Genomic DNA, 19,030 nt, shown 5'->3' on the forward strand with positions numbered 1-19,030 from the left:
GCGTGATGATCGTCCCATGGCAGACACGGATGAGCAGGTGCAGGTACACGACGAGGCACGGGGCGGCTCCCCGGGCGACGAACAGGCGGAGCGCCTTCGCCGGATCGGCGCCTGGCGCCGGGCAGAGCGGGTCCTGGCGCGGCCGCAGGTCGACCGCACCCTCGGAGAACAGCTGGCCGACCTCGCCGCACACGCCGCGTCCGTCTCCGACCCGGACCAGCCCGTGGACATCTACGGCGACGGCGTCGTCGCCCAGCTGGAGACGCGGATCGCCGGGCTACTGGGCATGGAGTCGGCGGCGTTCTTCCCGACCGGGACGATGGCACAGCAGGTAGCCCTGCGCTGCTGGGCGGGGCGCACCGGCAATCCGACCGTGGCGCTGCACCCGCTCGCCCACCCCGAGGTGCACGAGGGCGGCGCGCTGGGGATGGTGAGCGGGCTGCGTACCGTCCACCCGACGTCCGCGCCGCGGCTGCCGACCGCGGAGGAGATCCGCGACTTCGCCGAACCGTTCGGCACGCTCATGCTGGAGCTGCCGCTGCGCGACGCCGGTTTCGTCCTGCCGGAGTGGGAGGAGCTGGAGGCCGTCGTGGCGGCCGCGCGCGAACGTGATGCGGTGGTGCACATAGACGGCGCGAGGCTGTGGGAGTGCGCCCCCCGGTTCGGGCGCGGGCTGCCGGAGATCGCGGCGCTGGCGGACAGCGTGTACGTGTCGTTCTACAAGAGCCTCGGCGGGCTGTCGGGGGCGGCGCTCGCCGGTCCCGAGTCCCTGATCGAGGAAGCGCGCACCTGGCGCCACCGGTACGGCGGGCAGCTCTTCCAGCAGTTCCCGGCGGCGCTGGCCGCGCTGATCGGCCTGGAACGGGAGCTGCCGAAGCTGGCTTCGTACGTGGCACAGGCGAAGGTGGTGGCCGGGGCGCTGACCGAGGGGTTCGCGGAGTCCGCGGTTCCGTGGTTCCGGGTGCATCCGGAGCCGCCTCACACGCAGCAGTTCCAGGTGTGGCTGCCGTACCCGGCGGATGTCCTGACGGAGGCGGCAGTGCGGCAGGCGGAGGAGACGGGCGTGGCGCTCTTCCGCCGGTGGCACCCGGCCGCCGCGGGGCCGCCCGGGATCTCGTACACGGAGGTCACGGTGGCGGAGGCGGGGCTGGAGTGGACGAAACAGGACGTACGGGAAGCGGTGGGGGAGTTCGTGCGGCGACTGGCTTAGACCGACCGGCACATGGGAGGCGGGTGTCCGGGGGGCCTTTCCGTCGTCGGCCGCCGGACGGGCCGGCCGGTGGCGCCGAGGTCACCGCCCCGGTCAGCGGGCGCCCCGGTCTTCCGGGCACCCGTTCCGTCCTCACACGCCGGACGGGCCGGAAGTGCCGGGGCCGACGCGCCGGGCGGGGCTGCCGGACCGGCCGACGGTGCCCGGCAGGCGGCGGGTGAGGCGTTCTCGGAGGGCCGCTCTCCAGCGGCGGTACGCCGGGCGGCCTTCGACCACCGCTTCGAAGCGGCGGGCGTCGCGGGCCTGCCGCACGACCTCCCAGTCGTGCCGGCCAGGCAGTGGGGGCGGCGCTTCCCCGCGCTGAGCTGCGCGGTAGCTGTCGATCATGTGTTGCTGCATCGCGTCCATGACCTCAGCCTGGGGCCGCCCCGGCGGGTCCGGCCCGCCGATTGACGACCACCGTCAAATGGCGCGTGACGCTCTCGCCGCACCCCGCACTATGGAGGGGTGAGCGTGAACATCGACATCGCTGGACTGCCGCCGGAACGCATCGTCTTCGAGACCTCGCCCCTCGCCGAACTGGGGCTCGCGCTGCATGCGCTCTCCGAGCCGGGGCACCACCCCGGCCTGCACGGCTGGGCGACGGCGACCGGCAGTGCGCTGGAGCCGGACCTGGCCGACCGGCTGCACGAGGCCGAGTTCCTGTGGCGGAACACGTTCTCGGACGTCTTCATGCCGTTCGCCGGGGTCCGCGGCGGTGACGGCAGGACCGGGGCGACGCTCGCCGAGGACCTCGACATCCTCGACCGGCTGGACGACGAGCGGTTCGTCGCCTCCGCCCTGGAGTTCACCTGCGCCAGCCTGTACGGGATCGGCGCCCCCTCCCCGCTCAGCGACCCGGGCATGCGCGCCCGCGCCCTGGACATGGCGGCGGCGCGCGGTCCGCGGCAGGTGGAGTTCACCCAGCAGTTGCTGGCGGACCCGGCCCCCGTGCGCCGCTGGGTCCGGCGCCTCTTCGAGGACTGCGACGAGGCGTTCTTCGCGGACACCTGGCGCCGGGTCCAGGTCCAGCTGGTCGCCGACGCCCGGCACAAGACGGATCTGCTGCGCCGCAAGGGCGCCGGCGAGGCGCTGGGCGCGGTGTCCGCAGCACTCTCGCTCGATGAGAGCGGCAGCCGGATCAGCGTCGACAAGATGACCGAGGGCTCGACCACCGCGACCGACCCGTCCATCGGCGCCGGGCTGACCCTCATACCGTCCAGCTTCGGCTGGCCGCATCTGATGGTGCTGCACGCACCCGGCTGGCGCCCGGTGATCCACTACCCGGTGCACCGCCCGGAGCTGCCGTCCCCCGCCTCGGTCGAGCTCCTGCAGCTGCGGATGGAGGCGCTGGCCCACCCCATGCGGATGCGCCTGTGCCGCAACCTCGCCCGTTCCCCGTACACCACCGGTGAACTCGCCGACTCGCACAGCATCACGGCGCCCGAGGTCTCCCGGCATCTTTCGGTACTGAAGAAGGCCGGCCTGGTCACCACGCGACGCCGCGGCCGCTACGTGCTGCATCAGCTGGACCTGACTGTGGTGGCCCGGCTCGGCAGCGACTTCCTGGAGGGTGTGCTGCGGTGAGCGGCACCCGGGCACCGTGGGCCCGGTCCAGTCGCCGGTGCCTGAGCCCGGACGGTCCCGCGGAGGGACCGCGATGCCGGTCAGCCCGCCCCGCCCCCGCCGGCCCGCACCAGCCCCGTCTCGTACGCGAGGACGACGACCTGCACCCGGTCGCGCAGGTTCAGCTTGGTGAGGATGCGGCCGACGTGCGTCTTCACCGTCGCCTCGGACAGCACCAGGCGTGCCGCGATCTCGCCGTTCGACAGCCCCTGCGCCACCAGCAGCATCACCTCGCGCTCGCGGTCGGTGAGTTTGCCGATGTCCTTGTGCTGCGGTTCGCTGCCGCTGCTCGGCAGCAGGGGCGAGAAGCGGTCGAGCAGTCGCCGCGTGGTGGACGGGGCGACGACCGCGTCTCCGCTGTGCACCGAACGGATCGCGGCGAGCAGCTCGCCCGGCGGCACGTCCTTGAGCATGAAGCCGCTGGCCCCCGCCTTCAGTCCGGAGAAGGCGTACTCGTCGAGGTCGAAGGTGGTCAGGATGAGCACCTTGGGCGCATCCGGCCTGCCGCAGATGCGTCGGGTCGCCTCGACGCCGTCCAGCTTCGGCATGCGGACGTCCATCAGCACCACGTCCACGGCGGTGGAACGAAGGTTCTCGATCGCCTCCGCGCCGTCGCCGGCCTCGGCGACGACCTCCATGTCCGGCTGGGCTGCGAGCACCATCCGGAAGCCGGTGCGCAGCAGCACCTGGTCGTCGACGAGCATCACGCGGATCGCCATGAGGGTTCTTGTCTCCTGTTCCTGTCCGGCAAGAGTCAGCCGGCTAGTGGGCGGGCTTGAGCGGCAGCAGCGCGCTGATCCGGAAACCGCCGCCGGGGCGCGGCCCGGCGTCGAGCGTGCCGCCGACCATGCCGACCCGCTCGCGCATGCCGATCATCCCGTGGCCCGCGCCGTCGGCGCCGCCGTCCTCGTACAGTTCGTGCGCGGCGCCCCGGCCGTCGTCCTCGACCAGCAGCCCGAGCCCGTCGTCGAAGTAGACCAGCCGCACACTCGCACCGGCATCCGGGCCCCCGTGCTTGCGGGTGTTGGTCAGGGCCTCCTGCACGATGCGGTACGCGGTCAGCTCGACCCCGCTGGGGAGCGGGCGCGGAGTGCCCTCGATCTTGAAGTCCACTGCCAGGCCGGTCTGCCTGACCTGCTCGATCAGTTCCTCGATCTGCTCGACGTCGGGCTGCGGGACGTACTCCCCGCTCTCCCGGGCGTCGCCGGTCCGCAACACACCGAGCAGCCGGCGCATCTCGGCGAGGGCCTGCCTGCCGGTGCTGGAGATCGTCTCCAGGGCCTGCCGGGCCTGGTCGGGCGCCGCGTCCATCACGTACGCCGCACCGTCGGCCTGCACCACCATGACGGAGACGTTGTGTGCGACGACATCGTGCAGTTCGCGGGCGATACGGGCCCGCTCGGCGGCCACCGCGACCTTCGACTGCGCCTCGCGCTCCCGCTCCAGCCGGGCAGCGCGCTCCTCCAGCTGGTCGAAGTACGCCCGCCGGGTCCGCATCGAGTCGCCGAGCACCCAGGCGAGCACGAACGGCACCGTCATGACGACGACGACGAAGACCTCCTGCGCCCAGCTGCCCCGCATCTCGTTCGGCCAGCGCAGCTCTGAGATACCGGCCGCGCAGAGACTGCAGACCAGCGCGAGCCGGGACGCCCAGCGCTCACCGACCGTGGCCACGGTGAAGGTGATCACCAGCATGGCGAAGTTCGCGACGCTCGGTCTGACACCGAACGCCAGCTGCGCGACGCCCATCGTGACGGCGAGCAGCAGCATCTTCTCCGGTGCCCTGCGGCGCAGCGCGACGACCAGGCAGAGGCCGATGATGACCGGCACGGCGGGGAGCCGCTGCGATCCGCGGCTCGAGTCGGCCACCACGGACAGGCCGGAGAGACCGAGGAGGACGACAGCCCAGAAGATGTCGACGCCCGTCGGGTGTCTGCGGATGAAGTCGTAGAGGCGCTGCACGTGACCCAGCGTAGGGAAGGCCGACAGGTGACTGGGTCAGCCGAAGGGCCGATCCAGTTCCCGGGACCATACTCCCCAGGGTGGAGACTTGGCTCCGTGACGGATGAGTGGCGTGGGTGGCAGGAGGCGGCACAGGCCGCTTTGTACGGGGACGGGGGGTTCTACCGCAGCCCCGAGGGGCCTGCCGGGCATTTCCGTACCTCCGTACATGCCTCCCCGCTGTTCGCCGCCGCCGTGGCCAGGCTGCTGGCCGGGACGGCGCGGGAGCTGGGAACGGACCGGGTCGATCTGGTCGATCTCGGGGCCGGGCGGGGCGAGCTGCTGACGGGGGTGCTGGCGGCGCTGCCGGGCATCGCCCCGGCGGGGCTCGCGGTACGGGCGTACGCGGTGGAGATCGCCGCCCGGCCGCCGGGTCTCGACCCCCGGATCGAGTGGTGCGCCGAGCCGCCGCAGGGGGTGCGGGGGCTGCTGTTCGCCAACGAGTGGCTGGACAACGTGCCGACGCCGGTCGCGGAGACCGACGCGTTCGGCGTCGACCGGTATGTGCTTGTCCGGACGGTGGACGGCACGGAACGGCTGGGCGCACCGGTGACCGGAGCGGACGCCGAGTGGCTGCGCCGCTGGTGGCCGTCGGCCGGTCCCGGCAGCCGCGCGGAGATCGGGCGGCCGCGCGACGAGGCGTGGGCACGGGCGGTCGCCACCTTGTCCGAAGGGCTCGCGGTGGCGGTCGACTACGCCCACGTGCGGGAGGCGCGGCCGCCGTTCGGCACGCTGACCGGTTTCCGGGCCGGGCGCGAGGTGCGGCCGGTACCGGACGGCAGCTGCGACCTGACCTCGCATGTGGCGCTGGACGCGTGCGCGGCGGCGGGTGCGAGAGGCGGGACCCAGCCGCAGGTGGTGGATCAGCGGGAGGCGCTGCGTGGGCTGGGGGTCAGCGGGGAGCGGCCTTCGCTCGCACTCGCCTCGGCCGACCCGGCGGCGTATGTGCGGGCGCTGGCGTCGGCGGGCGAGGCTGCCGAGCTGACAGCACAGGGCGGGCTGGGCGATTTCGGGTGGCTGATGCAACGGGTCGGGGCGAGCCTGTCGGCCCCCTCCGGCGTCTGACGAGCAGGCTCCGCGGCAGCGGCCCGGAGGCAACGCGGCCGGGGCGCCGGGCGGACGGGCCGGAAAGCCCGGGGCCCGGAGCGCGCTGTGCGGCACGCAGGGAATACTGGCGGTATGACGGAGACGACGGTCGGCATCGGTGGCGCGGCGGAGAGCACCGACATGGTGCTCAACATCGGGCCGCAGCACCCCTCGACACATGGCGTGCTCCGTCTGCGGATCGTTCTCGACGGCGAGCGGATCCAGCACGCCGAGCCGGTCATCGGCTATATGCACCGCGGTGCGGAGAAGCTCTTCGAGGCGCGCGACTACCGGCAGATCGTGATGCTCGCCAACCGTCACGACTGGCTGTCGGCCTTCTCCAACGAACTGGGTGTGGTGATGGCTGTCGAGCGGATGCTCGGCATGGAGGTCCCGGAGCGCGCGGTCTGGACGCGGACGCTGCTCGCCGAGCTGAACCGGGTGCTGAACCACCTGATGTTCCTCGGCTCGTACCCGCTCGAGCTGGGCGGCATCACCCCGGTGTTCTACGCCTTCCGGGAACGCGAGGAGCTCCAGGCCGTGATGGAGGAGGTCTCCGGCGGCCGGATGCACTACATGTTCAACCGGGTCGGCGGTCTCAAGGAGGACCTTCCGGCGGGCTGGCTCGGCCGCGCCCGGGACGCCGTCGCTTCGGTCCGCTCACGGATGGACGTGTACGACCGGCTGGTGCTCGGCAACGAGATCTTCCGGGGCCGTACCCGCGGTGTCGGTGTGCTGTCCGCCGAGACCGTGCACGCGTACGGGGTGTCCGGGCCGATCGCCCGCGCCTCCGGGGTCGACTTCGATCTGCGGCGCGACGAACCGTATCTGGCGTACGGGGAGCTGCAGGACACCCTCGAGGTCGTCACCCGCACCGAGGGCGACTGCCTGGCCCGGTTCGAGTGCCTGCTGGAGCAGACCCACAACTCGCTGGACCTGGCAGACGCATGCCTGGACCGGATGGCCGGGCTGGCGCCCGGTCCGATCAACCAGCGGCTGCCCAAGGTGCTGAAGGCCCCCGAGGGCCACACCTACGCCTGGACCGAGAACCCGCTCGGGATCAACGGGTACTACCTGGTGTCCAAGGGCGAGAAGACCCCGTACCGGCTGAAGCTCCGCTCCGCCTCGTACAACAACATCCAGGCACTCACCGAGCTGCTGCCGGGCACGCTGGTCGCCGACATGGTCGCGATCCTGGGCTCGCTGTTCTTCGTCGTCGGCGACATCGACAAGTAGCTCCGCCGACGACCGGCGGCAGGACAGGGCCTACGAGATCGCGCTGCGCAGCTCCACGACGTCCAGTTGCTCCGTCTCGTCGTGCGCGGTCAGGTCGATGACCTTGCCGACGGCGCGGTTCTGCGCCGTCCCCGTGCGGTGCGCTGCCAGCGCCTCCTCCCCGACCACGTCCGCGAGGTCCTCGTTCTGCACGGACTCGATCGCGGCGCGCGCCTTCTGCGTACCGAAGAAGTCGAAGCTGCCCTGCGGCACCGGTTGACGGCGGGACGCAGCGTGCGGAATGACCGCACTGGCTGCCGGGACGGCGCGCTGCGCGGGGAGCGCGGCGGACGGGCGGGCCGGAGACAGGGCGGCCGACGGGCGGCGGTGCTGCTCGGCAACGGCCGCCGCGTGCTTCCCCTTGCGCTCCTCCGCCTCCGGGGCGCGCGCCGCGAGATCGCGCTTCCTGGCCTGCTCGGCGGTGCGGCGGGCCTCCTGGAGCGCGGCGTTGCGCGTGAGGTCCTGCAGGGCCTGGGCGGCGCACGCATACGCGGCAGGTGTCGGCGTGGAGCGGGCGGTGGGCAGTTCCCTGGGCGAAGCGGCCGCTTCGAGCGCGAGCTGCCTGCGTCCCTCCAGCGCGCTGGCCCGCTCGGTCTCGGCGTTGGCGTAACGGCGCAGCAGTGCGGCGTGCTCGCCGCGCAGACCGGCGAGCTCCACACGCTTGCGCCGCAGCTTCGTCTCCAGCCGGACGCGCAGGGCCCGCGACTCCTCCAGGTCGGCCTCGAGCTCCGCGATGCGCTCCTCGGTCTTCCATTCGTCGTTTGCGCGGGCACGCATCAGTTCCGCGACGCGACGGCCGGCCTCCCGGTCCCAGGAGCGCATCAGGTACGCACCGGTGACGGCGGCGGCCGCAGCGACGGCGACCAGCCCGCGCAGGACCAGGGGCTCGGCGAGGAGCCAGGCGCCCGCAGCACAGACAACCGACGCTCCGGCGACGACCGAAGGCGGAAGGATTCTGTGCAGAGGTGGCGAATGGCGATGACGTCCACGTGGCATGGCCTGAAATTTACCGTGTGTACGGGGCGCTTGGGAGGCCGCCCGGCAATCTGTTCCACGGCGGTTACCTGACGGGTTACCAGGCGGCCCCCGAAGCAGTCCCTTCCTACTTCTTGATCAGCCCTTTCGACTGCAGATAGTCCTTGGCCACATCGGCCGGCTTGGCACGCTCGGCGTCGACCTTGCGGTTCAGTTCCGCGAGGTCCTCGGTGGTGAGGGTCTTGGTGAGCTTGCCGAGCGCATCGGCAATGTCCTGCGCTCCGGCGTCCTTGGCATTGAGAACCGGAATGACGTTGTCCGCATTCTGGAGCTTCTTGTCGTCCTCCAGGAACACCAGGTCGAAGCTGTCCAGCACCGCGTCCGTGGTGGTCGTGAGGACCAGCTGGTCCTTGCCGTCCTTGACGGCCTGCTTGGACTGCGGGGTGCCGACTCCCTTGGGGTCGATACCGGTGACATCAATGCCGTACGTCTTCTTCAGACCCGGTGCGCAGAAGGGCCGCACCTCGCACTCGTCACCCGCCGCGATCTTCACCTTCAGCTTGGACGCACCCAGATCCGAAAGGGACTTGAGCTTGTTCTTGTCGGCGAATTCCTTGGTCACCGCGAACGCGTTCTGGTCGACTGCCTCACCGTACGGGAGCACCTTCAGTCCGCGCGGGACCGCGAGCTTCTCCAGCGCGGCGGTGGTGGCCGCCGCGTCACCGGAGGCGACCGGATTCTTCTCGGCCGTCTTCGCGCCGTTCGCCTTGGCGTTGAGGAATTCGGCGATCGTCGCGGCGTATTCGGGTACGACGTCGATCTCGCCCTTCTCCAGGGACGGCTCGTACAGTTCCCGGTTCTGCACCGTGGTGACCGAGGTGCTGTATCCGGTGTCGGCGAGGATCTGTGCGTACAGTTCGGCAAGCACCTTGGACTCGGTGAAGGCCGCGGCGCCGACGACGAGCGAGCCCTTCTTCCCCGAGTCACCGGACGCGGCGGAACCACCCTTGTCCTTCTCCAGGCTGTCGCCGCCGCAGGCGGCGAGCGAGCCGGCCAGCGCGACCATGCCGATGACCGCGCCCGCTATGCGCGAGGTCTTGCTCATGATGTTCTCCGTCCACAGCAACAGGGCTGATTACGAGTCGTGTCGGGCAAATCGGATGGGTCAGGCGGTCCGGCGGCGGAGCGGCGACAGGGCTCGGTCCAGCCCCACCAGCACGGCCTCCACCGCCAGGGCGAGCACAGCGACGAGCAGCGCTCCGGCAACCACCTGCGGTGTGTTGTACGTGTTGAAGCCGGCGGTGATGATGCGGCCGAGCCCGCCCTGACCGACCATGGCGGCGATCGTCGCCGTGGCGATCACCTGGACCGCAGCCGAGCGCAGACCGGTCATGATCATCGGGTAGGCGAGCGGGAGCTCGACCCGTACGAAGAGCTGGCCGCCCGACATCCCCATGCCGCGCGCCGCCTCGGCCACCGACCGGTCCACCTCCGTCATCCCGACATAGGCGTTGGTCAGCAGCGGCGGCACGGCGAACAGGACCAGCGCACTGATCGTCGGCACATAACCGGCGTTGCGCAGTGGCGACACCATGAAGAGGGCCAGCACCGCGAAGACCGGTATCGCCCGCCCCGCATTGGAGAGGTTCACGGCCAGTGCGCCGCCCTTCCCGATGTGCCCCAGGTACAGAGCGACCGGCAGAGCGATCGCGCAGGCCAGCGCGAGCGACACCCCGCTGACGTACAGATGCTCGCCGAGCCGGTGCCCCGCCCCGCTCTCCCCCGACCAGTTGGCGCCGGTGGTGAGCCAGGTCCAGGCCTCGCCGAGTACTCCCATGGGTCAGACCGCCTTCACCTTGGCGACCGCACCCACGGCGTCGCGCGTCGTGCGTATGCGGGTCCAGGGCGTCAGCAGCCGTTGCACCCCGAGCAGCAGCAGGTCCGCGACCACCGCGAGCAGCACGCAGAGCACCGAAGCGGTGAGCACCTGTGCCTTGAAGAAGCTCGGCAGGGCGTCCTCGATGAGGTTGCCGAGGCCGCCTCTGCCGACGATCGAGCCGACCGTGGTCAGCGCGATGGTGGAGACGGTTGCGATCCGGACCCCGGCCATCACCGCGGGCAGGGCGAGCGGGAGTTCGACCTCCCACAGGAGTCGGCCCGGCCCGTATCCCATGCCCTTCGCGGCGTCCTTCGCCTCCTGCGGCACGGCTTCCAGCCCGGCCAGGATGTTCCGTACGAGAATGGTCAGCGAGTACAGCACCAGACCGGTGACGACCAGCGCGGCCGAGAGCCCGAACAGCGGCAGCAGCAGCGAGAACATCGCCAGCGACGGCACGGTGTAGAGCACCGTCGTCAGTCCGAGCACCGGTCCCGCGATACGCCGGCTGCGGCGCGCGAGCAGCGCCAGCGGAAATGCCACCAGGAGTCCGATCACCACCGAGACAGCGGTGAGCCAGATGTGCTGAACGGTCGCATCGGTCAACTCCTGGCCACGGGAACGGAGATACTCACCGCAGATCCAGTCGTTCGTCACCAGGCAGTTCTGTCCGGCCACCCGTCCCCCACCTCCCGTTCGCCGGTCCGTACCGATGTCTGGCGACCCTATCCCCGACCACTGACAATCGCCGAGGCCGTTGTATTCCAGCAACATGTCCTTCACGGAACACGCGCCACAATGGGGAACCATGATCCGTTTCGAGCACGTCACCAAGCGGTACGCCGACGGCACGACCGCAGTCGACGACCTTTCCTTCGAAGTGGCCGAGGGTGAACTGGTCACGCTCGTAGGGCCGTCCGGCTGCGGCAAGACCACCACGATGAAGATGGTGAACCGGCTGGTCGAACCGACCGAGGGCCGGATATTCCTCGGCGGGGACGACATATCCGCCATCGACCCCGTGCAGCTCCGCCGCCGTATCGGCTATGTGATCCAGCAGGTCGGGCTGTTTCCGCACAAGACGGTGCTGGAGAACACCGCGACCGTTCCTCATCTCCTGGGCTGGAAGCGGGGAAAGGGCCGCGAGCGCGCCGCCGAACTCCTCGACCTCGTCGGACTCGACCCTTCCGTTTATGGTGACCGATATCCGGACCAGCTCTCCGGTGGTCAGCGCCAACGCGTGGGAGTGGCCAGGGCGCTGGCCGCGGATCCGCCGGTACTGCTGATGGACGAGCCTTTCGGCGCGGTCGACCCGGTGGTCCGTGAACGGCTGCAGAACGAATTCCTCAAACTCCAGGCCCAGGTCCGGAAAACCGTGTTGTTCGTCACGCACGACATCGAGGAAGCCGTCCGGCTCGGCGACCGCATCGCCGTCTACGGGCAGGGTTCCATCGAGCAGTTCGACTCCCCCGCGACCGTGCTCGGTGCCCCCGCCACCCCGTACGTCGCGGACTTCGTCGGCGCCGACCGCGGCCTCAAGCGGCTCTCCGTGACCCCCATCGAGGAGGGCGATCTCGACCAGCCGCCCGTCGTCCATCTGGACGACCCGCTCTCCCGGGCGACCGAGCGGCTGCGTGCCGAGGGTGCGCGCTGGGCCGTCGTCCTGGACGCCGACGACCATCTGCACGGCTGGATCCCGGCCGGCACCGCCCTCACCGAGGCCAAGGGCACAGTCCGCGAACACGCCCGCCGCATGGAGGCGTGGCTCCCCGTCGGCGCCCCGCTCAAGCAGGCGTTCGCCACGATGCTGCAGCACGACGCGGGCTGGATCGCGGTCATCGACAAGGAGAGCACCGGCCGGTTCCTCGGGGTGCTCACCCCCGCCCGCCTCCATGAGGCGCTGCGCCGCTCGATCGACGCGGACGCCCAGGACCTGCCGCGCGCCGACGTGAATGTGGAGACGGTGGCCCGGGCAGGCTCGCTCTGAACCAGTGCCCCTCCCGGCAAGCGATGCCCGTCGCGCCGGGCATCGCCACGCCCCCGCCGCACCCGGTCAGTTCTCGCTCAGCCGGCTGCTCATCCACGCGAGCGCCGAAGGGACCTCCCGCCGCCAGGTGTTGAAGTTGTGCCCGCCGCTGTCCAGCACGATCGAGGAGACCTGCGCGGGCGCCTTCACCTTCGCCATGAACCTCCGCGTACTGCGGTAGTTCCCCTCGCCCTGCCGTGACGTCGTCACCAGGAACGACGAGTCGGGCTGGGGCAGGTGGTCCAGGCTCCACAGCAGGTTCGCGCGCTTGCGCTCCGCCCGGTTCCCATGGAAGAGATCACCGGTCGTCGGGTCCTCGGCCGCCTTGTAGTACGCGGACAGACCGGCGCTCGCCGCGAACCTGTCCGGGTGGTGCAGGCCGATCTTCAGTGCGCAGTACCCACCGGTCGAGTTGCCGATGATGCCCCAGTTCCGTGCCTGCTTCCCTACCCGGTACGAGTCCGAGACCGCCTGGGGCAGATCATTCGCGAAGAACGTCTCGGTCTGCGGCCCGCCCGCTATGTCCACGCACTCGGTGTCCCGCGGCGGTGCGACCGTGGGCCGCAGCATCACCAGGATCATCGGCTGTGCCCGTCCGGCCTTCACCTGATCGAGTGCGGTGCGCGGATACTCAAGACGCTTCAGCAGGTTCTCCGCGGTGCCCGGATAGCCGGTGAGGACGACGACCGCCGGGAACTTCCGTTTGGCGTACTCCGGCTGGAAGTACTCCGGCGGCAGATACACGTAAGCCGAACTCTTGATCTTCGACCGCCGCCCCGCGATGACGACCTTGTCGATGCGGCCGGCCGTCGTCAGGCGCGAACCACCGGGGACGTCCGGCTGCTGCATCCCGACCCGGACGATGTTCTTCGTTGCCAGGGTCCCGGCCGCCTCGTCCGTGACCACACCCAGCTCCTGCGGCCTGCCGAAGAGATCGGCCCAGGAGCCGTAGAACAGGAAGGAGTTGTTGGCCACGAGGCCGACCGAGGTGAAAACCATCACCTGGGTCGCCAGCAGCAGGCCGATCCGGCCGAGCACCGCGGGCACACTGCGGCGGGCCAGTCTCGGCCAGATCAGGACCGTGGCAGCGAACAGAACGACGGTCAGCACAGTGGACAGGGTCAGAACTGTTTTGCTGGTGAGCCCCATGGTCGGGTGAGCCTTCTTGTCAGGAATTTTCCAGGATGTGGGTGAACCCACCGCCCGGAAGCCTCGTCCTAGAGGTCGCACATCGTCCGGACCGCTTCGGCAGACGGACTCAAGAACCTCTCGCAGAGCCACGGGAAGCGATGTCTGTCACTGTAGATGGGGATAAATCGGGATCGGTTCCGAAGGCTGTACGCAAGTTCGTACAGGGACCGCGCCCCGAATCCGTACCGGCGCTCGTCGGCGCCTCCTGCACCGTCGTCGGTCTCATCGACGTCGCCGCAGGGGTGTTCCCGCGCTTCCGGCACAGCCGGATGCACACGCTCGCCGAGGTCCTTCCAGGAGCCCTCGGCCCCTTCGCCGCCGCGCTGTCACTGAGCGCAGGCGTCCTGCTGCTGCTCCTCGCCCACGGCCTCAAGCGGCACAAACGGCGGGCCTGGCGCGCTGCCGTGGTTCTGCTGCCGGCAGGCGCGGCAGCGCAGTTCGTCTACCGGCACTCGATCCTCGGCACCGTCGTCTCCCTCGCGCTCTGCTGTCTGCTGGTCCGCCACCGGAGTGAGTTCGCCGCGCTCCCCGACCCGCGCAGCCGCTGGAGGGCGCTGGCCAACTTTGTTCTTCTCGGAGCGGGTTCGCTCGCCCTGGGGGTGATCATCGTCTCCGTTCACCCCGGCCGCACCGTCGGCAACCCCTCCATCGCCGACCGTCTCCAGCACGTCCTGTACGGGCTGTTCGGCTTCGAGGGCCCCGTCGAGTACGCCGGAGTGACCTCCTGGACCGTGGCCTACTCGCTCGGCGCACTCGGTCTGCTGACCGCCGTCACCACCATCTACCTCGCGTTCCGCCCCGAACATCCGGCCGCCCGGCTCACCGAGGAGGACGAGGGCCGACTGCGGGCACTTCTCGACAAGCACGGCGGCCGCGACTCGCTCGGCCACTTCGCGCTCCGCCGGGACAAGGGCGTCGTCTTCTCCCCCAGTGGCAAGGCCGCCGTCTGCTACCGCGTGGTGTCCGGGGTGATGCTGGCCAGCGGCGACCCGATCGGTGACGTGGAGGCCTGGCCGGGCGCCATCGAACGCTTCATGGACGAGGCCAAGGCGCACTCGTGGACCCCTGCGGTGATGGGCTGCAGTGAGACGGGCGGCGAGGTCTGGACCCGCGAGACCGGGCTCGACGCGCTGGAGCTCGGCGACGAGGCGGTGGTGGATGTCGCGGATTTCTCGCTCGCCGGGCGCGCGATGCGCAACGTGCGCCAGATGGTGAAGCGCATTGAGCGGAACGGTTACGAGACCCGCGTCCGACGCGTCCGCGATATAGGCGAGACCGAGCTCACCCGCATCCGGCGGGCCGCCGCCGACTGGCGCGGCACCGATACCGAGCGCGGCTTCTCCATGGCGCTCGGCCGGATCGGCGACCCGGCCGACGGCGACTGCGTCATCGCCACCGCTCACAAGGCCGACGAGCACACCGCCGACTCCCCGTACGGCGATCTGAAGGCCGTGCTCCACTTCGTCCCGTGGGGCACGGACGGCATGTCCCTGGAGCTCATGCGCCGCGACCGCGCCGCCGACCCCGGGATGAACGAGCTGCTGATCGTCGCCTCCCTGCACGACGCGCCCCGGCTCGGCATCGAGCGTGTCTCGCTGAACTTCGCGATGTTCCGCTCGGCGCTCGCCCGCGGCGAGAAACTGGGCGCGGGCCCGGTGCTGCGGGGCTGGCGCGGGCTCCTGATCTTCCTGTCGCGCTGGTTCCAGATCGAGTCGCTCTACAAGTTCAACGCCAAGTTCCAGCCCCGCTGGGAGCCCCGGTTCGTCGTCTACCGCACCAGCCGCGACCTGCCCCGGATCTCGTTCGCCGCGATGCAGGCCGAGGGCTTCGTCAACGTCGGGCTGCCCCGTCCGTTCGCCCGCCGATTCCCGGGCCCGCGGCCCCGGCCCTGCGCACACACACCGGGTCCCGGACCGGAGCGCGGTACCAACGCGGCGTAACACCGCTCCGTACGGGCCTACGCTGGTCGCATGAGTACGTTGCGTGGACGAGGCACGGTCCAGGGCCTGCCGGAGTGGGACCGCTGTGCGGTCATGGGTGTCGTCAATGTGACCCCCGACTCCTTCTCCGACGGAGGCCGCTGGTTCGACACCACGGCTGCGATCAAGCACGGCCTCGACCTGGTCGCCGCAGGCGCCGATCTGGTCGATGTCGGCGGCGAGTCGACCCGCCCCGGTGCCAGCCGGGTGGACGAGGCCGAGGAGCTGCGGCGCGTGATCCCGGTCGTCCGGGGGCTGGCCCAGGAAGGCGTCACGGTTTCCGTGGACACCATGCGGGCCCGGGTCGCCGAACAGTCCGTCGCCGCAGGCGCGGCGCTGGTCAACGATGTGAGCGGCGGGCTCGCCGACCCGGACATGATCCCGGTCGTCGCCGCCGCCGGAGCGCCGTTCGTGGTCATGCACTGGCGTGGCTTCAGCGAGTCGATGAACAGCCGTGCGGTGTACGAGGATGTCGTCGCCGAGGTCGTCGCGGAACTGCGGACGCGGATGGACGCGGTGGTCGCGGGCGGTGTCGCCCCCGAACGGATCGTGATCGACCCCGGCCTGGGCTTCGCCAAGGAAGCCGCCCACGATCTCTCCCTCGTCGCCCACCTCGACGAGCTGCGCGCGCTGGACCGCCCCCTGCTGGTCGCTGCCTCCCGCAAGCGGTTCCTCGGCCATGTGCTGGCCGGTGAGGGCGCCGCACCCCCACCCGCGCGGGAACGCGACGCGGCCACCGCCGCGATCTCCGCCCTCTCCGCCCAGGCGGGCGCCTGGGCGGTCCGGGTTCACGAGGTCCGGGCGACCGCCGACGCCGTCCGGGTCGCCCGCGCCGTCGAGGGAGCCACGTGAGCGACGACCAGGAACAGGTGGCCGCCGACATCGCAGCGGTCGAACAGGCCAACACGGCCTTCTACGAGGCGATGGAGCGCGGCGACCTGGACGAGCTCTCCGGGCTCTGGCTGCCCGGAGAGCACCTCACGATCTCCTGCGTCCACCCCGGCTGGCCCGTGCTCAGCGGACGCGGTGAGGTACTGCGCAGTTACGCCCTGATCATGGCGAACACCGAGTACATCCAGTTCTTCCTGACCGATGTCGGGATCTCGATGACCGGGGACACCGCCCTGGTCACCTGCACCGAGAACATCCTCAGCGGCGGACCCGCGGAGGACGGCGGCGAGCTCGGACCGCTGGTCGGCCAACTCGTCGTCGCCACCAATGTGTTCCGCCGCACCGAGGACGGCTGGAAGCTCTGGTCCCACCACGGGTCCCCGGTGCTGACCGAGTCCGAGGACGAGGACGAGGACGAGTCGCCCTCCTGACCCCCTGCGGGGGCGCGGCCCCGTGCGGATTCGCTGCCAAAGGGATTGGACTCCGGGCTGCGGGGTAGGGGATGTGCCCCCCAGCCCCGCACGGTCCCGTCCACAGCCCCCGCGGGCAAGCACTGTCCGCGCTCGCAGGTAGATTCGAAACAGGGCACCTTGCCGTCCGCACGCGGCCCCGTGTCTCTACGACCAACAAGAGCAGGAGTGATTCGCGTGGATCGTGTCGCGCTGCGCGGCCTCAAGGCCCGTGGGAACCATGGCGTCTTTCCCCGGGAACGGGAAGAGGGGCAGACCTTCATCGTGGACTTGGTTCTCGGCCTCGACACCCGCCCCGCGGCAGCCGAGGACGACCTGACCAAGACCGTGCACTACGGCGTGGTCGCCGAGGAGGTCGTCGAGATCGTGCAGGGAGAGCCGGTCGATCTGATCGAGACACTCGCTGAGCGCATCGCCCAGAAGTGCCTGGGACACGAAGGCGTCGAGGAGGTCGAGGTCGTCGTGCACAAACCGGATGCGCCGATCACCGTCCCGTTCGACGACGTGACCATCACCATCACCCGGAGCCGAGCATGACAGCATTTTCTACCGAGGGGCAGAGCGACCCGACCGTACAGCCGGTGCCCGCCTCTGTGGTCGAGCAGGTCGACGCGGCGGACATCACCCTCTCCAACCCCAAACCGGCCGTGATCTCGCTCGGCTCCAACCTGGGCAACCGCCTGGAGACCCTGCAGGGCGCCATCGACGCCCTGGAAGACACCCCCGGCCTGCGGGTCAAGGCGGTGTCCCCGGTGTACGAGACGGAGCCGTGGGGTGTCGCCCCCGGCTCCCAGCCGTCGTACTTCAACGCGGTGATCGTCGTGAAGACGACGCTGCCCCCGTCCTCCCTCCTGGAGCGCGGCCAGGCCATCGAGGAGGCCTTCGACCGCGTCCGTGAGGAGCGCTGGGGCCCGCGCACCATCGACGTGGACATCGTGTCGTACGCGGATGTGGTCTCCGACGACCCGGTGCTGACCCTTCCCCATCCCCGGGCCCACGAGCGGGCCTTCGTGCTCGCCCCGTGGTACGACATCGCCCCCGAGGCGCAGCTGCCCGGCCACGGCCCGGTGGCGGAGCTGCTCGGCACGATCGGCCGCGACGGCATACGCCCCCGGACCGATCTGGAACTCCGCCTGCCCGAGTAGTCGTTAGGCTCAGGGCAGGTCAGCACAGGACACAGAACAGACAGCCGGACAGACGGGCGGACGGCCCGGTCGGCCGGCGGCGAAGGGCGGCTTTCTCGGTGAAGCAACTACGGCTCGGGGTACTGGCCGGACTCTTCGCCGCGGCCGGCGTGCTGTCCTGGGGCGGTGCCCGCCTCTGGGACTCCCTCGCGACCCTGCCGAGCGTGCCGATCGCCGCGCCCATTGTGCTCGCGGTGATCGCCGTCATCCTGCTCGCGACGGCGCTCTCCATCCGCTCCCGGCTGCGCGCGCAGCGGGAGCGCCGCCCGGGGGCGAAGGGTGTCGAGCCGCTGATGGCCGCCCGCGCCGTGGTCTTCGGCCAGGCCAGCGCCCTCGTCGTGTCGCTGGTCGCCGGCCTGTACGGCGGCATCGGGGTCTTCCTGCTCGGCTCGCTCGACATTCCGGCCCGCCGCGACCAGGCGATCTACGCCGCCTTCGCGGTGCTGGCCGGGATCGGGGTGGTCGCTGCCGCCCTGTTCCTGGAGCGCGTCTGCAAGCTCCCGGAGGACAAGGACGACGACAAGAGCGCCGCCTCGGCCTGACGCTCCGCCCCCGCCCGGCCACCGGCACTGGCTCCAGGCCTCAGCCGGCCATGATCAGGCTCATCGCCTCGGCGCGCGTCGCGGGGTCACGGAGCTGGCCGCGTACCGCCGAGGTCAGCGTCTTGGCCCCGGGCTTGCGGATGCCGCGCATCGACATGCACATGTGCTCGCACTCGACGACGACGATGGCTCCGCGCGGCTCCAGGATCCTCATCAGCGAGTCGGCGATCTGCGTGGTCATCCGCTCCTGGACCTGCGGGCGCCGGGCGTAGACGTCGACCAGCCGGGCCAGCTTCGACAGGCCGGTGATCTTGCCGGTGGTCGCCGGGATGTACCCGACATGCGCGACCCCACGGAACGGCACCAGGTGGTGCTCGCAGGTCGAGAACACCTCGATGTCCTTGACCAGCACCATCTCGTCGTGGCCGAGGTCGAACGTGGTCGTCAGGACGTCTTCGGGCTGCTGGTGCAGACCCGCGAATATCTCCTTGTACGCCCGCGCCACCCGTCCCGGTGTCTCACGCAGCCCCTCCCGGTCCGGGTCTTCCCCGACGGCGAGGAGAAGCTCACGCACGGCTGCCTCAGCCCGCTTCTCGTCGAACTCACCGATCGAACCCTGGCCGTCCAGCGTCACCGGGTCGGTCATCTGTGCCTCGTTC

20 protein-coding genes are annotated in these 19,030 nt (G+C 70.6%); 11 read left to right on the forward strand and 9 right to left on the reverse strand.

Annotated elements, in window-relative coordinates:
• Positions 1-16 precede the first annotated feature (16 nt).
• Entirely contained in the window at positions 17-1,210 is a 1,194-nt protein-coding gene (locus ACNPQM_RS10280; protein WP_418083777.1) for a threonine aldolase family protein, read from the forward strand.
• Between the two features lie 132 nt (positions 1,211-1,342).
• On the opposite strand, the gene ACNPQM_RS10285 is transcribed toward ACNPQM_RS10280, so the two are convergent.
• Positions 1,343-1,618: a hypothetical protein gene (locus ACNPQM_RS10285; RefSeq protein WP_358858763.1), complete on the reverse strand. Its 276-nt coding sequence runs from the start codon at positions 1,616-1,618 to the stop codon at positions 1,343-1,345.
• Between the two features lie 105 nt (positions 1,619-1,723).
• On the opposite strand from ACNPQM_RS10285, the gene ACNPQM_RS10290 reads away from it, so the two are divergent.
• Positions 1,724-2,836 (forward strand): DUF5937 family protein, encoded by a 1,113-nt coding sequence (locus tag ACNPQM_RS10290; RefSeq protein WP_358858764.1) that lies wholly within the window; start codon positions 1,724-1,726, stop codon positions 2,834-2,836.
• An 80-nt stretch (positions 2,837-2,916) separates the two neighbouring features.
• On the opposite strand, the gene ACNPQM_RS10295 is transcribed toward ACNPQM_RS10290, so the two are convergent.
• A complete protein-coding gene (locus ACNPQM_RS10295; protein WP_418083778.1) occupies positions 2,917-3,594 on the reverse strand; it encodes a response regulator in 678 nt (225 codons plus the stop codon).
• Between the two features lie 43 nt (positions 3,595-3,637).
• Positions 3,638-4,837, reverse strand: coding sequence for a sensor histidine kinase (locus tag ACNPQM_RS10300; protein ID WP_358858766.1), 1,200 nt, complete (start codon positions 4,835-4,837; stop codon positions 3,638-3,640).
• A gap of 96 nt (positions 4,838-4,933) precedes the next feature.
• Between ACNPQM_RS10300 and ACNPQM_RS10305 the strand changes: the two genes are divergently transcribed.
• Together ACNPQM_RS10305 and ACNPQM_RS10310 are read left to right on the forward strand one after the other, a co-directional pair.
• The gene (locus ACNPQM_RS10305) at positions 4,934-5,941 is read left to right on the forward strand and encodes an SAM-dependent methyltransferase (protein ID WP_418083779.1); all 1,008 of its coding nucleotides are present in this window, start codon (positions 4,934-4,936) and stop codon (positions 5,939-5,941) included.
• Positions 5,942-6,055: 114 nt separating this feature from the next.
• Entirely contained in the window at positions 6,056-7,198 is a 1,143-nt protein-coding gene (locus ACNPQM_RS10310) for an NADH-quinone oxidoreductase subunit D (protein ID WP_418083780.1), read from the forward strand.
• Between the two features lie 30 nt (positions 7,199-7,228).
• On the opposite strand, the gene ACNPQM_RS10315 is transcribed toward ACNPQM_RS10310, so the two are convergent.
• From ACNPQM_RS10315 to ACNPQM_RS10330, 4 genes are all read right to left on the reverse strand, one after another.
• Positions 7,229-8,233: a hypothetical protein gene (locus tag ACNPQM_RS10315; RefSeq protein WP_358858769.1), complete on the reverse strand. Its 1,005-nt coding sequence runs from the start codon at positions 8,231-8,233 to the stop codon at positions 7,229-7,231.
• A 106-nt stretch (positions 8,234-8,339) separates the two neighbouring features.
• A complete protein-coding gene (locus tag ACNPQM_RS10320; protein ID WP_418083781.1) occupies positions 8,340-9,317 on the reverse strand; it encodes an ABC transporter substrate-binding protein in 978 nt (325 codons plus the stop codon).
• 60 nt (positions 9,318-9,377) lie between these two features.
• Complete coding sequence (locus ACNPQM_RS10325) at positions 9,378-10,049, reverse strand: ABC transporter permease (RefSeq protein WP_418083782.1); 672 nt, start codon at positions 10,047-10,049, stop codon at positions 9,378-9,380.
• 3 nt (positions 10,050-10,052) lie between these two features.
• Entirely contained in the window at positions 10,053-10,766 is a 714-nt protein-coding gene (locus tag ACNPQM_RS10330) for an ABC transporter permease (RefSeq protein ID WP_358858772.1), read from the reverse strand.
• Positions 10,767-10,896: 130 nt separating this feature from the next.
• Between ACNPQM_RS10330 and ACNPQM_RS10335 the strand changes: the two genes are divergently transcribed.
• Positions 10,897-12,075, forward strand: coding sequence for a betaine/proline/choline family ABC transporter ATP-binding protein (locus tag ACNPQM_RS10335; protein WP_358858773.1), 1,179 nt, complete (start codon positions 10,897-10,899; stop codon positions 12,073-12,075).
• A 66-nt stretch (positions 12,076-12,141) separates the two neighbouring features.
• On the opposite strand, the gene ACNPQM_RS10340 is transcribed toward ACNPQM_RS10335, so the two are convergent.
• Positions 12,142-13,263: an alpha/beta hydrolase gene (locus ACNPQM_RS10340; protein WP_418083783.1), complete on the reverse strand. Its 1,122-nt coding sequence runs from the start codon at positions 13,261-13,263 to the stop codon at positions 12,142-12,144.
• A gap of 140 nt (positions 13,264-13,403) precedes the next feature.
• On the opposite strand from ACNPQM_RS10340, the gene ACNPQM_RS10345 reads away from it, so the two are divergent.
• From ACNPQM_RS10345 to ACNPQM_RS10370, 6 genes are all read left to right on the forward strand, one after another.
• A complete protein-coding gene (locus tag ACNPQM_RS10345) occupies positions 13,404-15,245 on the forward strand; it encodes a phosphatidylglycerol lysyltransferase domain-containing protein (protein ID WP_358858775.1) in 1,842 nt (613 codons plus the stop codon).
• Positions 15,246-15,338: 93 nt separating this feature from the next.
• On the forward strand, positions 15,339-16,136 hold the full coding sequence (gene folP / locus ACNPQM_RS10350) for a dihydropteroate synthase (protein WP_358858829.1): 798 nt from the start codon (positions 15,339-15,341) through the stop codon (positions 16,134-16,136).
• Positions 16,133-16,606: a nuclear transport factor 2 family protein gene (locus tag ACNPQM_RS10355; RefSeq protein WP_358858776.1), complete on the forward strand. Its 474-nt coding sequence runs from the start codon at positions 16,133-16,135 to the stop codon at positions 16,604-16,606. The genes folP and ACNPQM_RS10355 overlap by 4 nt, the downstream gene beginning before the upstream one ends.
• Before the next feature lie 216 nt (positions 16,607-16,822).
• Positions 16,823-17,182 carry a dihydroneopterin aldolase gene (gene folB, locus ACNPQM_RS10360; protein WP_358858777.1) on the forward strand — a complete coding sequence of 120 codons (360 nt, stop codon included), beginning with the start codon at positions 16,823-16,825 and terminating at the stop codon, positions 17,180-17,182.
• Entirely contained in the window at positions 17,179-17,790 is a 612-nt protein-coding gene (gene folK, locus ACNPQM_RS10365; protein ID WP_418083784.1) for a 2-amino-4-hydroxy-6-hydroxymethyldihydropteridine diphosphokinase, read from the forward strand. The genes folB and folK overlap by 4 nt, the downstream gene beginning before the upstream one ends.
• 98 nt (positions 17,791-17,888) lie before the next feature.
• On the forward strand, positions 17,889-18,371 hold the full coding sequence (locus tag ACNPQM_RS10370; protein ID WP_358858779.1) for a DUF3180 domain-containing protein: 483 nt from the start codon (positions 17,889-17,891) through the stop codon (positions 18,369-18,371).
• Positions 18,372-18,411: 40 nt separating this feature from the next.
• On the opposite strand, the gene folE is transcribed toward ACNPQM_RS10370, so the two are convergent.
• A complete protein-coding gene (folE, locus tag ACNPQM_RS10375) occupies positions 18,412-19,017 on the reverse strand; it encodes a GTP cyclohydrolase I FolE (RefSeq protein WP_358858780.1) in 606 nt (201 codons plus the stop codon).
• Between the last annotated feature and the right edge of the window lie 13 nt (positions 19,018-19,030).

Origin of the sequence: Streptomyces sp. NPDC056231 (assembly GCF_048270745.1) — a bacterium.
Lineage (GTDB): Bacteria > Actinomycetota > Actinomycetes > Streptomycetales > Streptomycetaceae > Streptomyces.

Bases quoted from the DNA above. Each gene is read 5' to 3' on its own strand.
- ACNPQM_RS10340 (WP_418083783.1), bottom strand. From the start codon at position 13,263: ATGGGGCTCACCAGCAAAACAGTTCTGACCCTGTCCACTGTGCTGACC.
- ACNPQM_RS10285 (WP_358858763.1), bottom strand. From the start codon at position 1,618: ATGGACGCGATGCAGCAACACATGATCGACAGCTACCGCGCAGCTCAG.
- folE (WP_358858780.1), bottom strand. From the start codon at position 19,017: ATGACCGACCCGGTGACGCTGGACGGCCAGGGTTCGATCGGTGAGTTC.
- ACNPQM_RS10280 (WP_418083777.1), top strand. From the start codon at position 17: ATGGCAGACACGGATGAGCAGGTGCAGGTACACGACGAGGCACGGGGC.
- ACNPQM_RS10335 (WP_358858773.1), top strand. From the start codon at position 10,897: ATGATCCGTTTCGAGCACGTCACCAAGCGGTACGCCGACGGCACGACC.
- ACNPQM_RS10325 (WP_418083782.1), bottom strand. From the start codon at position 10,049: ATGGGAGTACTCGGCGAGGCCTGGACCTGGCTCACCACCGGCGCCAAC.
- folP (WP_358858829.1), top strand. From the start codon at position 15,339: ATGGGTGTCGTCAATGTGACCCCCGACTCCTTCTCCGACGGAGGCCGC.
- ACNPQM_RS10320 (WP_418083781.1), bottom strand. From the start codon at position 9,317: ATGAGCAAGACCTCGCGCATAGCGGGCGCGGTCATCGGCATGGTCGCG.
- folK (WP_418083784.1), top strand. From the start codon at position 17,179: ATGACAGCATTTTCTACCGAGGGGCAGAGCGACCCGACCGTACAGCCG.
- ACNPQM_RS10310 (WP_418083780.1), top strand. From the start codon at position 6,056: ATGACGGAGACGACGGTCGGCATCGGTGGCGCGGCGGAGAGCACCGAC.
- ACNPQM_RS10295 (WP_418083778.1), bottom strand. From the start codon at position 3,594: ATGGCGATCCGCGTGATGCTCGTCGACGACCAGGTGCTGCTGCGCACC.
- ACNPQM_RS10345 (WP_358858775.1), top strand. From the start codon at position 13,404: ATGTCTGTCACTGTAGATGGGGATAAATCGGGATCGGTTCCGAAGGCT.
- ACNPQM_RS10315 (WP_358858769.1), bottom strand. From the start codon at position 8,233: ATGCCACGTGGACGTCATCGCCATTCGCCACCTCTGCACAGAATCCTT.